The organism is Streptococcus parasalivarius, from assembly GCF_054785155.1.
In genome coordinates, this window is the sequence record NZ_BAABOB010000009.1 from 67,061 (window position 1) to 80,481 (window position 13,421).

A 13,421-nucleotide genomic window follows, 5' to 3' on the forward strand; every position below is an offset into this window, starting at 1 on the left:
ATTATTTATTGATGATATCCTCGATATTTTTGATGAGAATAGAGTAGGTGCCATCAGGATTTTGAATAAATTCAACACTATCAGCGTCCTGATAAACATTATTAGGCACGATTAACTCAATTCCGTTCGATAACGATAATTTTTGATTCTCCAATTTCCTAATTTGACGTGAATGGTCAATATCTGATACTGAGATAGGTTCAGGTATGGCCTCTTTGAGTTCATCAACGAAAGTCAAACGAGCCGTCAAATTATTATCAAAGAGCTGGTCCGCCAATTTTTCAGGTGACAACTCTTGATCTTCTTCCAAATTATTGAAAATAGCAGATTTCATTTTTCCTTGGAAGTTAAAGTCATCCTGATTAAAATTCTCAGCAATCTTCTGAGCAGTATCTTCGACCATCTTAATCGATTTCTTGACAGATTGTTCAGGCTGGACCTGCAAGAGATTTTCAGAGAAATAATTGGCAAAGCTTCCATTATGCTTGATTCGCTTTTCAATCAAATAATACTGCTTACTACTACGATTGATTACCAAAGCCTCATCAGGTGTCTGGGCCGCAGATGGCAAATTATTTTGTGACAATTGAATAGGATGCTGACTATCTCCCAAAGAATGAATCAAACTGTCCTTGAGAGCAATACGCAAGAAAGCAAAATATTCTTGCCCTTCTTTATCAAACTGAATAAAGACCAAATCATTGGTCTTTTGATCTTCAGAAATGACAAATTCTTCCTTCCAAAGTTGGGAAATTTTAACAGAACTTTCCATCAAATCATCTCCTAGATGACTGATAAAAACATTTTCCGCATCGAAATAGCCCCGTTTAGCCTCATCTGAGAAAACTTTAGAGAGTTTCTTTCGAAAATATTCATCTAAGCGAGGCGTTATTTCAAGAGGTCCTTCAGCTAAAACCAGCTCCGTATCATTTGGCGAAAACTGGTGAATGATAATGCGTTTAATATATAAATCTAACATAGTCTTTTAATAGAGTGGGAAGGCATCTGTAAGAGCTTTAACTTCTCCACGAATGCGTTCCAAAACTTCAGGTTTATCATGATTTTCCAAAGCTTCGACCATCCACTCTGCAATCTGACGGCTCTCAGCTTCACCCATACCACGACTCGTAATGGCTGGACTACCAACACGAATACCAGATGTCTTGAATGGAGACAACTGCTCATAAGGAATACCATTCTTGTTCAAAGTAATATTAACTTCTTCAAGAACGTTTTGCGCAACCTTACCATTTTCAACAACCTTAGTGACATCAACCAAGAAAAGGTGATTGTTCGTACCGCCTGAAATAACGCGGAAATCTGGATGTTGATTGAAAACATCAGCCATAGCAGCTGCGTTTTTGATAACATTTTCACCGTATTCCTTAAAGGCAGGGTCAAGTGCTTCTTTAAGAGCAACAGCCTTGGCAGCAATAACGTGTTCCAAAGGGCCACCTTGCAAACCAGGGAAGACTGCAGAATTCAATTTCTTAGCGATAGCTTCATCATCAGTCAAAATCAAACCACCACGAGGACCGCGAAGCGTCTTGTGGGTTGTTGTAGTTGTCACATGTGCATGAGGAACTGGACTTGGGTGATGACCAGACGCTACAAGACCTGCAATGTGAGCCATATCTACCATGAGGTAAGCACCTACAGCATCGGCAATTTCACGGAATTTAGCAAAATCAATGATACGAGAGTAAGCTGAAGCACCAGCCACGATGAGTTTTGGTTGCACTTCTTTAGCCTGCGCAAGAATGGCATCATAATCTAGGAGTTCAGTTTCCTTATCCACATTGTAAGCGACGAAGTTATAGGTCTTACCAGAGAAGCTAACTGGTGCACCGTGTGTCAAGTGACCACCCGCTGACAAATCCATTCCCATAACCGTATCACCTGGTTGGATCAAAGACATGTAAACAGCGGCATTAGCTTGGCTACCTGAGTGAGGTTGCACGTTGGCAAATTTTGCTCCAAAAAGTTCTTTGGCACGCTCAATAGCGAGAGACTCAACCACATCAATCACGTCTGTACCACCATAGTAACGTTTACCTGGATAGCCTTCTGCGTACTTGTTAGTCAAGAGTGTTCCTTGAGCAGCCATTACAGCTTTAGATACCACGTTCTCAGAGGCAATCAACTCAATATTGTTTTGCTGACGTTCTGCCTCAGCATCGATGGCGTTCCATAGTTCAGCATCATAAGTTTTAAAATCATCTTTGTCAAAAATCATAGAGGTCTCCTTTGAGGTTTAATGGGGTTTCAATCAACTCACCCACATATAGTCGGAAGTTATCTCACACTTCCATAGGTCTCTGTTAGTCATTTATTCTATGGTCAACTCTGGTAGAGCCGCCAATAGGTCTTCTCCTTTTGTCAATTTAATAAACCGTTTCTGCATCTTATCACAAGTATAACCTACTTTTTCATAAAATGCATGCGCACCCAGACGATGGTCTGCAGAATTTAAGCGAATAAACTCATAACCGCGTCTTTTTGTTTCTTGCTCCAACCCTTCAAGTAAAATTTTACCGATTCCCATCCCTTGTCTTTGAGGTAAAACTGCTAAGGCCAAGATATTAAATCCTGCATTGGAATAGAGACATTCATAAACCTCTGCATGAACGTAGCCAAGGAGTTCATGACTAGCATCATCCTCATAACCTAGTAGAAAATGATGTGGGTCTTTGGATAATCTAGCTAGTTGACTAGCCGTTTCCTCTGAACTAAAAGCATAACCTAAAGCCTCTTTGTTAATCTCACAAATTGCTTTAACATCTGTCGCTATCAAATCACGTAGCATGTTATACCTCCTCGAAAGGGATTTTTGGTAGCTTGGCAAGAATGTCTTCTTGAGTGATAGAACCTTGCCGTAAAATTTTCACCTTGTTGCCAGACAAATCCAAAATCGTCGAATCTACCCCTAACAAGGCATCATCATCTTGATAGCCAGTCACCTGAAAATCAAATTGTACTCTAATATCGTCGAAATAACGACCACTAGCCTTCCCAGACTTGTTGGCTGAGGGACCAATCAAAGGCCCTTCCGCTTGGATCAGCTCTCTAGTGAAAGGATGGTCTGGCAAACGGAAGCCAACTGTCGCCAATCCTGAATTAATCCATCTGGGGACTTTATCATTAGCTTTTAGAACGATAGTCAAAGGTCCAGGCAAAAAAGCATCATACAATTGTTTCAAATACTTGGGTTGCTCTTTTGAGTAGGACAGGATATCTTCATAAGAAGCGACATTCAAATTCATGGCTTTATCTCTGGGACGATTTTTTAGCTCATAAACATGGTCAACAGCTTGCTCATCTAAAGCCTTAGCAAATAGACCATAAACAGTCTCTGTGGGAAGGACAACTGCGCCACCGTCAGCCAAGATTTCTCTTAACACTTTATTACTTTTCATCATCCATCACGACCATTCTATCTTGCCCAAATTGGTCCTTAAGAACACGCACACGCTTATCTGGAAAATGTAGAGACAAGAGTTTCTTCAAATCACGGCCCTGCTTATAGCCAATTTCAAAGTAGAGCTTTCCTTTTGGAGTTAAATACTTATCTGCGTCCTCAATAATCTGTCTATAAATGGCAAGTCCCTCTTCATCAGCAAACAGAGCCATTTTGGGCTCGCTAGCCAAGACATTGATACCAACTTCGTTCTTATCATTTTCAGAAATATAGGGAGGATTTGACACAATGATATCAAAACTACCAGAAAGATTTTCGAAAACATCCGATTGCACAAAGCTAATGTCTACCTGATTTAGTTTAGCATTCTCTTTAGCAAGTACTAAGGCGTCAGCTGACAAGTCACTAGCAGTTACTTGCCAAAAGGGGCAACTCTTTTTCAGAGATACCGAAATAGCACCACTCCCAGTTCCGATATCAAGAATCTTGAGCTCTGAGCTAGGGTTTTCCGCTAAAATCAAATCCACTAGTTCCTCAGTTTCAGGACGTGGAATCAAGACACGCTCATCAACCTGAAAACGCAAGTCATGAAAATCTTCATAACCCAAAATATACTGAGCAGGCTTGTGATTCTTTAGTTGGCTGAATACATAAGCTAACAACTCTGCATCTTCCTCTGAAACTTCTTGACGCAATTGAAGAACAAAATGAGTCAAGTCCCATTGCTTCAAACCACAATAAACGAAGGAAAGGGCCTCTGGCTCTTCGCCAACAGCCTCAAGCTGCTTCTCATAGTCAGCCAGGACATCCGCTAAAATCATTTGTTAAGCTCTTCCAATTTTTGCGTTTGATCATAAAGAACCAAGGCATCCACAACTTCATCTAATTTACCAGCTAGAATCGTATCAAGCTTTTGTAGGGTCAAACCAATACGGTGATCCGTAACACGGTTTTGTGGGAAATTGTACGTACGGATACGCTCTGAACGATCCCCTGTACCAACAGTCGATTTACGCTCAGCATCTTGTTCATCTTGAGCAATCTGTGCAAAGTGGTCCGCAACACGCGCACGAATAATCTTCATGGCTTTATCACGATTCTTCTGTTGTGTACGTTCTTCTTGCATCTCTACTTTGATTCCAGTAGGAATGTGAACCATACGAACCGCAGTCGCAACCTTATTGACGTTCTGACCACCGGCACCAGAAGCGTGATAGATATCGACACGAAGGTCCTTAGGATCAATTTCGTACTCTACTTCTTCAACTTCTGGCATAACCAAAACAGTTGCTGTAGAGGTATGAACACGACCTTGACTTTCAGTCACAGGCACACGTTGCACACGGTGTGCTCCTGATTCATATTTGAGTTTAGAATACACGGATTGCCCTGAAACCATGGCAACCACTTCTTTGATACCACCGACACCATTATAAGAGGCTTCCATGACCTCAAAGCGCCAACCTTGTGTTTCTGCGTATTTTTGGTACATAGCTAGAAGATCACCCGCAAACAAGGCAGCTTCATCACCACCTGCAGCCCCACGAATTTCGAGGATAATATTCTTGTCATCATTAGGGTCTTTTGGCAAGAGAAGAATTTTCAAACGTTCTTCATACTCTTCTTTAGCGGCTTTGGATTCTTTGAGTTCTTCCTTAGCCATTTCTTCCAAGTCAGGATCACCGCTTGCTTCCTTAATCATCTCTTCAGCATCTGAGATACTTTGGATGACTTGCTTGTACTCACGGTAAGCTGTCACAGTTTCACGAGTATTTGCTTCTTCACGTGACAACTCCATGAAGCGTTTAGTGTCTGAAACAACTTCAGGGTCACTAAGCAATTCACCCAATTCCTCATAGCGGTCTTCAACCGCTTGTAACTGATCATAAATATTCATCTGTTATCTTTTCTCCTTATATAACTAATAGTCATTTTTAGGCCTTATTCAAAGGGATTATGTTTTCGTGAGGTGGATTAAACCAGTGCTTTCGACAAACAGAGATATAACTCTCGTGTCCTCCAATTTGAACTTGTGCTCCCTCATAAACTGGCTTACCATCTTCCATACGAAGAACCATGGTTGCCTTTCTCGAGCAATAATGACAAATGGTCTTGATCTCATCAATCTTATCAGACAAAAGCAAAAGATATTTAGAACCTTCAAAGAGATTGTTCTGAAAATCATTTTTGAGACCAAAAGCCATCACTGGGATATCTAACTCATCAACAATTCGTGCCAAATCATAGACATTCGCACGGGTCAAAAACTGAGCCTCATCAACTAAAACACAGTACGGTCGTGGATCCATATTAGCAATGTAACCAAAAATATCCGTATCATCACCAATAGGATATGCCTTCCGTTTCATGCCAATACGACTAGAGATATAGCCAACCCCATCGCGATTATCCAAACAACTGGTCAACAATACTACTGGTTTTCCTTGTTCTTCGTAATTATAGGCAACCTTAAGAATTTCAATGGATTTCCCAGAATTCATAGTGCCATAGCGAAAATAAAGTTGTGCCAAACCAGTCTCCTCTAAAATATGTATTGTACTTATTTTATCATAATTCTAAGCGTAAAAGGGAGAGAGACTGAACAATTTTTGAAAAAAGTTCGCCTCACTCCCTTATTTTTATAATAGGTTTGACTTGTGTTTCAAATGGTTCAATCTTATCATCCTAATAACATTTCACCAGTCTAATAGCTTCTTATGAATAGGCTTTAGCCAATTTTTCAAGAAGTTCTTCTTTCTCCTCGTCATTAGCAAATGAAGCTTCGATTGCCGTCTTATTATGAGCATAAAAGTCTTGCACTGAGCTATTAAAATGCTTGTGATAGAGTTCGTATTCCTTGGTTAAGTTTGTATCAGAAACGGTACGATTGTCCGTATTAATGGTAATATTCGCACCTGCTGCTTTCATTTTTAAATAAGGAAAATCAGCAACTGTAACGGCCGCCTTAGTCTGCAGATTACTTGTTAAACATAACTCTCCTGTGACACCATTTTTGACAAACTCTTCCAAAAGCTCAGGCTCTTGAGCCAAGATCGTTGCATGGCCATTACGCTTAATTCCCATGGCAATCGACTCAGCCAAAAAGGCTGGGCAACCACACTCACCAGCATGAAAAGTCATGGGACGGTTGTAACTTTGGATTTGTTCAATGAGAGGTTTAATCGCTTTAGGTCCATAATGATGCTCATCTCCGGCAAAATCAAAACCAACAAAGTCACTATCTTCAACCTTATTTGCTTCATTAAGAATACGAGCCGTTAAATCTTGATTTGATTGACGCATGCCACAAACTAGGGCCTTAGCTACAATTCCAAATTCTTCTTGAGCTTGACGTAAGCCTTGACAAACGGCATCAATGGTTTCAGCGACAGTCAACCCCTTATCCATTGACAATTCGGGAGCAAAACGCACTTCAATATAGATAACATTTTCAAGAGCAGCCTGTTTAGCGACATCATAAGCCGCAATGGTCAAAGCTTCCTTTGTTTGAAGCAAAGGACGAATGTAATCAAAAGCCTCTAGATAATCTAGAAGACTCTCACAGGTAGCCGGGGCTGTCACATGGTGTTTGAGCTCCGCATCATCCTTAGGTAACTCAATCTTTGCTAAGTCAGCTAGGTGACGAATAGTTTCCAATGATAGAGAACCATCCAAATGGCAGTGTAGTTCTGTTTTAGCCAACTTATGAAAATCAATAGCAGTCATTCTTTTCTTCCTCTCTAAGCAATATGTTTTTATCAGATAAAAATTAATTTTTACTATCTTATCATTCTTATAGAAAAAGTCAAGGTGTCGCGCTAATAGGACGTAGTAGATTCTTGAAATGCCATTAGCATTTTGTTAGGATGTAACTATCAAGAATACAAGGAGAAACTTTATGTCTGACTATATTTTACCAGAAGTTTGGCAAAATCCAACCTCTATGGGAGGTGCCTGGGGCGGCCTCAATCAACCTACAGCTGGTGCACGTTTTGAACAAACTTTACCTAAAGGTGACCAACCTTTCCAACTCTATACTCTTCCGACACCTAATGGTATCAAGGCAACTATCATGCTTGAAGAACTGAAAGAACTCGGTGTGACTCAAGCGGGCTATGACGCTTATCGTATTAAGATTGGTGACGGTGACCAATTCGGATCCGACTTTGTTTCGATCAATCCAAACTCAAAGATTCCAGCCATGATGGATTACTCTGAAGACCAACCGGTTCGTGTCTTTGAATCAGCTAACATCCTGCTTTACTTGGCTGAAAAATTCGGAAAACTCATTCCAACTGATCACGCAAAACGTACGGAAGTTCTCAACTGGCTCTTTTGGCAAACAGGTGCTGCTCCCTTCTTAGGTGGTGGCTTTGGGCACTTCTTCCACTATGCACCTGAAAAAATCGAATATGGCATTAACCGTTTTGCCATGGAAGCCAAACGCCAACTTGACTTGCTAGATAAAGAATTAGCAACCAAATCTTATATTGCCGGTGATGAATACACTATCGCTGATATCGCAATCTGGTCTTGGTATGGCCGTCTTGCCCAAGATAAGATTTGGGACAAGGCTGGTATTTTCCTTGATGTTAAAGAATACAAGCACCTTCAAGCATGGACTGAAAAAATTGCCAACCGTCCAGCGGTTAAACGTGGACTTGAAGTCGACTATAAAGATATCTAATTTTATAACGGTTTGCCTAGGCTAACCGTTTTTCTATTGTTTCATGATATAATGGAAACAAAATCACAAGGAGATATTCATGACTGTATTTCAAGCTATTTTAGAAAAAATTAAAGCCCATGACACTATTATTATTCACCGCCACCAAAGACCTGACCCTGATGCCATTGGTAGTCAGGTAGGACTGAAGGAAATTTTAAAAACAAACTTTCCAGATAAAAAGGTTCTTGCGACAGGTGTCAATGAACCTACCTTATCTTGGATTGCTGAAATGGATAAGGTAACTGACCAAGACTATGAAGGAGCGCTTGTTATTGTTACCGATACAGCCAACACTCCTCGTATCGACGACGACCGTTTTGATAAGGGGGACTTTCTTATCAAAATTGACCATCATCCTAACGACGATGCCTACGGAGACCTCCTCTTAGTTGATACGACTGCTTCAAGTGCCAGCGAAATTGTGACTGACTGGGCTCTCACTCTTGGCCTTTCCTTGTCAGATGCCGCTGCTCGTGTTCTTTACAATGGTATTGTTGGCGACACAGGTCGCTTCCTCTTTCCGTCTACGACACCTAAAACACTTCAAATTGCGGCTAAACTTCGTGAATACGACTTTGATTTTGCAGCAATGGCTCGTCGTATGGATAGTTTCCCATTCAAAATTGCTAAATTACAAGGTTATGTTTTCGATAATCTAGAAGTCGATGAAAATGGTGCGGCTCGAGTTGTCTTGACACGAAAGATTTTGGATGAATTCAATGTCACTGATGCTGAAAGTTCTGCAATTGTTGGCACTCCAGGTCGTATTGATTGCGTCGAATCTTGGGCTATTTTCGTAGAGCAGCCTGAAGGGCATTACCGTGTACGTCTGCGCAGTAAAAGCATTGTCATCAACGAGATTGCTAAACGTCATGACGGTGGAGGCCACCCACTTGCTAGTGGTGCCAATTCCTACAGCTTAGACGAAAACGAACAAATCTATCAAGAAATCAAGGATACCGTTGCCCATGCAACTCACTAATCGTCGTGTACGTCTCATGGGAACTGTGATTGACGTCTCTATCTATCATGAAGAACCAGAACCCCTGCTAGACCAGGTTGAAGCACTCCTACATACCTACAATAAGCGCTTCTCAGCCAATGACGACAGTTCCGAACTCATGAAAATTAACAAGGCAGCAGGCTTACATTCGGTGACGGTTCACCCAGAGCTTTTTGAACTTATTGCTCTTGGAAAATGGCATAGCTGCCAACCTGGAAGTCACCTTAACATTGCCATTGGACCTCTCATTCAGACTTGGCGCATTGGTTTTTCAGATGCCAAGTTGCCTCTGCCTGAAGAAATTCGTCCGCTCCTGGAAATTATCAATCCCAATGCCATTGTTCTATCCGAGGAAAATCAAAGCGTTTTTCTCAAAGAAAAAGGGATGAAAATTGATCTTGGTGCCCTGGCAAAAGGATATATTGCAGATCGTATTGCAGATTTTCTTAAAGCGGAAAAAGTGACCAGTGCCCTAATTAATCTTGGAGGTAATGTTCTAACCTTTGGACCAGCTCTCCATAATCCTGATAAAAAATGGCGGATTGGTATTCAAAATCCCAAGGAGAATAGAAACACAAATCTTATGGTGCTTGCTATAAGAGACCAATCTATTGTCACTTCAGGAATTTATGAACGCACTTTTGAAATAAATGGCAAAACCTATCATCATATTTTCGATAGTCAAACTGGCTACCCTGTCTCTAGTGATCTAGCTAGTCTTACCATCATTTCATCCCTCTCAGTCGATGGTGAAATTTGGACGACACGTTTATTTGGCTCAAGTCTAGAACGCATTTTCCAGGAAGTTAGTTCACAACCAAATCTTGAAGCTATCATCGTTGATAAAGATAATCGATGCTTTCAGACAGGTGGCATTTACAAAATGCGAATTTCCTAAAAAATAGTAAAAAAGACTTGTCAAGAAGACCACCTTTTGATAAACTAAAATAGTTAAAAAAACTATGGTGCGGAAAGTACCATGGCAGAAAGGAAATATTTTAACATGAAAAAAGATATCCATCCAGATTACCGTCAAGTAGTATTCATGGACACAACTACTGGTTACCAATTCCTTAGCGGTTCAACTAAACACTCAAACGAAACAGTTGAATTCGAAGGTGAAACTTATCCACTTATCCGTGTAGAAATTTCATCAGATTCACACCCATTCTACACTGGCCGTCAAAAATTCACTCAAGCAGACGGACGCGTGGATCGTTTCAACAAAAAATACGGTCTCAAATAAGCAACATCTTGTTGTTAAGCCATTCCAATTGGAATGGCTTTTTTTGTATTCTCTTGGCTATAATCTCTCCTACTCCCCTCCTTTAAAATAAAAAAAACAGCTTCCATATGGAAACCGTTTAATCCTATTAACCTGCTTTACCAATAGCCAAAGCCCAGATAAAGAAGAGGGCAAATCCGAACAAGAAAATCAAACCTGCAATAGCAAGTCCTTTCAACCAAGTTGGAAGGTCTCTCTTTGCTTTTGTAACAAGTACATAATTCAAAAGCGCAAAGAAAGGTGTTGTAAGGAATGAACCAATCATGGCAAAACGAAGCATTGTTGCTACTTGACCTTGGAAGAAGAAAATAATGATGAGACCAAGAATAGCTGTCAATGTCATCCAAACATTCAATGGTGTTTGATTTTTTTCTTTTTGGTTAAACAAAAGACGAAGAGAAATTTCGTTAACACGTGAATAACCATCGATAACAGTAATCACAGTACCAAAGATACACAAGAAAGCGATAAAGGTAATCAAATAGCGTGACCACTCACCAAGTACTGAGGCATACATACCAACAAACTGAGCAATATACTTAGCTGATGCTGCTTCTACTGGTTTACCAGTTGGATACTGGATAAGAGCACCGAGCGCTACAAAGAATACTGCAAGAATAGCTGTTCCGATGAAACCAACGTTAAAGTCAAAGAGGGCATCGTCAGTGTTAAAATCAACAGTTTTCTTTTTCTCAGCTGACCAAAGTGAGTTAATGGCTGAAATTTCAATTGGAGCTGGCATCCATCCAAGAAGTGAAACGATAAATGGAAGGGCTGCTAACTGCCATGGTGTTTTTTCAACGAAGTCAGCACTGTACTCTGGGTGTTTGATTGCTGCAATAATAACTGCTGCTACTGTTGCTATAGTCAAGGCTGACATGATCCATTTAGCCATGCCATCAAGAAGTTTGTAACCACCAAAGAGTAACATACCCCAAATGATTGCAACCAAAATGATTGACCAAGTGGTAATACTCAAACCAAGCATTGGAAAGGCACTAGCAATGATGGCTGAACAAAGAATAGAAACACCTGCAGTATTAACCAAGGCTGAAAAGACATTCAAAATAAAGAATACCCAAAGATAGAACTTACCTTTCTCAGCATAACCTTCAACAAGGGTTTTACCTGTATCTGCGGTATACTCAGCACCAAAACGGAAGAATGGGTATTTGAAGAGGTTAGCCAGAATAACCAAGCCTAACAAGGCCCATCCATAAGAACCACCCGCTTGGGTAGATGAAACGATGTGGGAACCACCTACGGCCGCCGAAGCCATTAGGATACCGGGTCCCATTGCTTTTATTTTACTACGCCAGGTAGACTGACTAGTTACACTTGTTTGTGACATAAGAGAATCTCCTAAAACAAATTTTCAGAATAATCTGAATTGATGTTTACCATTGTACACAATTGTTGGAATAATTTCAATAGCATTTCACATATTTTCTGAAAAATAGAAAAAAGCCATCCAAATGGATAGCTCTTTTACTATTTAGAAAATCCAGTAAAGAAATCTACAATAGCTTGCCAAATTTGTGCAAAAATATTTTTGCTATTCTCAAGTGTTTTGTTGGCATTAAAGTTTAAGTTAATTCCAGAGAAGGTATTACCAGCTTTCGAAACGATAGAATCCTTAAGTGAACTCAAGCTCGACTTGAAACTAGCACTATCAATGATTGAAGACTTAGACAAATTCAAAGCAAAATTCACCAGAAGATTAATTTGCGTATCTGAAAGATCCAAGTTATAGTTATTGACCGTTTGCTGAACAATCGTTTTAGCTTGATCTTCAGTCAACTTATCCCCTTTATCAGCAACAGCTGACTTAATATCAGTCATAGCTACATTAAGCTTGTCTGCGTCATAGTCAGTCTTACCTGAATTTTCCTCATTAATTTGAGAAAGGGTTTTGAGTTCCTCTTGCGCAAGCTCTTTGCTTTCATCTGAAACTTTAGCTCCATTTTGCTCAAGGGAATAGTAAATACCAGCCAAGGCACTTTCTCCAGTAACTGCGATTGGTGCTGCTACCGTAATCTTAGCATGTTCGATACCAAGTGTCGTGGCAGCATTACGGTACATATCTGGAGTGATTTTCGTGATATTTTGCGGTGTCACAATCTCTACACTCAAGGTTTCCTTAGCACCCAGCTTAGCAATCTTAACCGAAGAATATAGCTGAAGACTAGAATCGTCAGCCACATTCATGATATTGGCGTAAGCAGATGTCGTCAAGGTCTTGACATTAGTATCCTTACTACTATCATACCCTAATAAATTCAAGGTTTCATTTCGTTGCTCTTCCGACAATGAATACCCCATCACATAGTCTGGTTGAACATAAGATTCATCAATAACCTTTTGGACCTGTGATGATGTTGCTGCTTGAGCAACCGAAGTAAAGGCTGTTACTGAAGCCAATATAGCCATCCCAGTAACAAGAAGTTTTTTCAATTTCATATGTGTTTCCTTTCGAAAATAGAATAGTATTCCATAATCTCCTAAAGGACGACTGACTCTAGGCTCAGCCGTTCACCTATTATACCATGACTTAAAAAATTAAGGTTAAAAAAACTACTCGTGCAACTCTAAAGGAAGACCATCTGGATCAGCAAAGAAAGTCATCTTTTCACCGGTAAAAGTGTCCTTGCGAATAGGTTGGCAGGAGATACCCTTTTGTTCTAACTCTTGGACGACCTCTTCAATATTAGTCACTCTGAAAGCTAAATGACGTAAGCCACATGCCTCAGGATAAGACGGACGTTTTGGGGGCTCCACATAGTTCGAATCACTGGTCTTATTGCCGAAGATTTCAAGTTCTATACCTCCACAGCGTAGGTCTAACTTATAATCATGACGTTCCGGACGGTGATTTTCCCGAATAATCTCAAAACCAAGTTTATTGACATAAAAATCACGAGACAAGTCATAATCAGAAACAATAATAGCAACATGGTGCACTGTATTTAAAAACATTTTTTCCTCC

Annotated in this window: 15 protein-coding genes; 4 read left to right on the forward strand and 11 right to left on the reverse strand. The window is 40.3% G+C overall.

The annotated features are described in order from the left end of the window. Window position 1 precedes the first annotated feature (1 nt). The 8 genes from ACYVQ1_RS09060 to add form a co-directional block, all read right to left on the reverse strand. Window positions 2-979: a nucleoid-associated protein gene (locus tag ACYVQ1_RS09060; protein WP_201709693.1), complete on the reverse strand. Its 978-nt coding sequence runs from the start codon at window positions 977-979 to the stop codon at window positions 2-4. 6 nt (window positions 980-985) lie between these two features. Then, window positions 986-2,236: a serine hydroxymethyltransferase gene (gene glyA, locus ACYVQ1_RS09065; protein WP_461250477.1), complete on the reverse strand. Its 1,251-nt coding sequence runs from the start codon at window positions 2,234-2,236 to the stop codon at window positions 986-988. Between the two features lie 93 nt (window positions 2,237-2,329). Continuing rightward, the gene (locus ACYVQ1_RS09070; RefSeq protein WP_197092236.1) at window positions 2,330-2,806 is read right to left on the reverse strand and encodes a GNAT family N-acetyltransferase; all 477 of its coding nucleotides are present in this window, start codon (window positions 2,804-2,806) and stop codon (window positions 2,330-2,332) included. A 1-nt stretch (window position 2,807) separates the two neighbouring features. Further along, a complete protein-coding gene (locus tag ACYVQ1_RS09075; protein ID WP_461250478.1) occupies window positions 2,808-3,419 on the reverse strand; it encodes an L-threonylcarbamoyladenylate synthase in 612 nt (203 codons plus the stop codon). Continuing rightward, window positions 3,406-4,239, reverse strand: coding sequence for a peptide chain release factor N(5)-glutamine methyltransferase (gene prmC, locus ACYVQ1_RS09080; RefSeq protein ID WP_461250479.1), 834 nt, complete (start codon window positions 4,237-4,239; stop codon window positions 3,406-3,408). The genes ACYVQ1_RS09075 and prmC overlap by 14 nt, the downstream gene beginning before the upstream one ends. Then, window positions 4,236-5,315, reverse strand: a complete 1,080-nt coding sequence (gene prfA / locus ACYVQ1_RS09085) for a peptide chain release factor 1 (RefSeq protein ID WP_002891161.1) — start codon at window positions 5,313-5,315, stop codon at window positions 4,236-4,238. The genes prmC and prfA overlap by 4 nt, the downstream gene beginning before the upstream one ends. Window positions 5,316-5,352: 37 nt before the next feature. Next, the gene (locus ACYVQ1_RS09090) at window positions 5,353-5,949 is read right to left on the reverse strand and encodes a thymidine kinase (protein WP_060971342.1); all 597 of its coding nucleotides are present in this window, start codon (window positions 5,947-5,949) and stop codon (window positions 5,353-5,355) included. A gap of 184 nt (window positions 5,950-6,133) precedes the next feature. Continuing rightward, a complete protein-coding gene (gene add, locus ACYVQ1_RS09095) occupies window positions 6,134-7,144 on the reverse strand; it encodes an adenosine deaminase (protein WP_461250480.1) in 1,011 nt (336 codons plus the stop codon). Between the two features lie 172 nt (window positions 7,145-7,316). Between add and yghU the strand changes: the two genes are divergently transcribed. From yghU to ACYVQ1_RS09115, 4 genes are all read left to right on the forward strand, one after another. Continuing rightward, window positions 7,317-8,105, forward strand: coding sequence for a glutathione-dependent disulfide-bond oxidoreductase (gene yghU / locus ACYVQ1_RS09100; RefSeq protein ID WP_461250481.1), 789 nt, complete (start codon window positions 7,317-7,319; stop codon window positions 8,103-8,105). 79 nt (window positions 8,106-8,184) lie between these two features. Beyond that, window positions 8,185-9,129, forward strand: a complete 945-nt coding sequence (locus ACYVQ1_RS09105) for a DHH family phosphoesterase (RefSeq protein ID WP_201709689.1) — start codon at window positions 8,185-8,187, stop codon at window positions 9,127-9,129. Further along, on the forward strand, window positions 9,116-10,048 hold the full coding sequence (locus tag ACYVQ1_RS09110) for an FAD:protein FMN transferase (protein ID WP_461250482.1): 933 nt from the start codon (window positions 9,116-9,118) through the stop codon (window positions 10,046-10,048). Before ACYVQ1_RS09105 ends, ACYVQ1_RS09110 begins: the two co-directional genes overlap by 14 nt. 105 nt (window positions 10,049-10,153) lie before the next feature. Further along, on the forward strand, window positions 10,154-10,396 hold the full coding sequence (locus tag ACYVQ1_RS09115) for a type B 50S ribosomal protein L31 (RefSeq protein WP_003093591.1): 243 nt from the start codon (window positions 10,154-10,156) through the stop codon (window positions 10,394-10,396). A 127-nt stretch (window positions 10,397-10,523) separates the two neighbouring features. Here the strand turns inward: ACYVQ1_RS09115 and ACYVQ1_RS09120 are convergent, their stop codons facing one another. From ACYVQ1_RS09120 to gloA2, 3 genes are all read right to left on the reverse strand, one after another. Continuing rightward, the gene (locus tag ACYVQ1_RS09120; protein ID WP_201709687.1) at window positions 10,524-11,786 is read right to left on the reverse strand and encodes an NRAMP family divalent metal transporter; all 1,263 of its coding nucleotides are present in this window, start codon (window positions 11,784-11,786) and stop codon (window positions 10,524-10,526) included. A gap of 140 nt (window positions 11,787-11,926) precedes the next feature. Beyond that, entirely contained in the window at window positions 11,927-12,895 is a 969-nt protein-coding gene (locus ACYVQ1_RS09125) for a DUF1002 domain-containing protein (protein WP_002891171.1), read from the reverse strand. Between the two features lie 114 nt (window positions 12,896-13,009). Further along, the gene (gloA2, locus tag ACYVQ1_RS09130; protein WP_461250483.1) at window positions 13,010-13,411 is read right to left on the reverse strand and encodes an SMU1112c/YaeR family gloxylase I-like metalloprotein; all 402 of its coding nucleotides are present in this window, start codon (window positions 13,409-13,411) and stop codon (window positions 13,010-13,012) included. Window positions 13,412-13,421: the final 10 nt, after the last annotated feature.

What these genes read in the sequence shown, in the direction of transcription:
- ACYVQ1_RS09060 (WP_201709693.1), bottom strand. Translation starts at nt 979, where the DNA reads ATGTTAGATTTATATATTAAACGCATTATCATTCACCAGTTTTCGCCA.
- glyA (WP_461250477.1), bottom strand. Translation starts at nt 2,236, where the DNA reads ATGATTTTTGACAAAGATGATTTTAAAACTTATGATGCTGAACTATGG.
- ACYVQ1_RS09070 (WP_197092236.1), bottom strand. Translation starts at nt 2,806, where the DNA reads ATGCTACGTGATTTGATAGCGACAGATGTTAAAGCAATTTGTGAGATT.
- ACYVQ1_RS09075 (WP_461250478.1), bottom strand. Translation starts at nt 3,419, where the DNA reads ATGATGAAAAGTAATAAAGTGTTAAGAGAAATCTTGGCTGACGGTGGC.
- prmC (WP_461250479.1), bottom strand. Translation starts at nt 4,239, where the DNA reads ATGATTTTAGCGGATGTCCTGGCTGACTATGAGAAGCAGCTTGAGGCT.
- prfA (WP_002891161.1), bottom strand. Translation starts at nt 5,315, where the DNA reads ATGAATATTTATGATCAGTTACAAGCGGTTGAAGACCGCTATGAGGAA.
- add (WP_461250480.1), bottom strand. Translation starts at nt 7,144, where the DNA reads ATGACTGCTATTGATTTTCATAAGTTGGCTAAAACAGAACTACACTGC.
- yghU (WP_461250481.1), top strand. Translation starts at nt 7,317, where the DNA reads ATGTCTGACTATATTTTACCAGAAGTTTGGCAAAATCCAACCTCTATG.
- ACYVQ1_RS09105 (WP_201709689.1), top strand. Translation starts at nt 8,185, where the DNA reads ATGACTGTATTTCAAGCTATTTTAGAAAAAATTAAAGCCCATGACACT.
- ACYVQ1_RS09110 (WP_461250482.1), top strand. Translation starts at nt 9,116, where the DNA reads ATGCAACTCACTAATCGTCGTGTACGTCTCATGGGAACTGTGATTGAC.
- ACYVQ1_RS09115 (WP_003093591.1), top strand. Translation starts at nt 10,154, where the DNA reads ATGAAAAAAGATATCCATCCAGATTACCGTCAAGTAGTATTCATGGAC.
- ACYVQ1_RS09120 (WP_201709687.1), bottom strand. Translation starts at nt 11,786, where the DNA reads ATGTCACAAACAAGTGTAACTAGTCAGTCTACCTGGCGTAGTAAAATA.
- ACYVQ1_RS09125 (WP_002891171.1), bottom strand. Translation starts at nt 12,895, where the DNA reads ATGAAATTGAAAAAACTTCTTGTTACTGGGATGGCTATATTGGCTTCA.
- gloA2 (WP_461250483.1), bottom strand. Translation starts at nt 13,411, where the DNA reads ATGTTTTTAAATACAGTGCACCATGTTGCTATTATTGTTTCTGATTAT.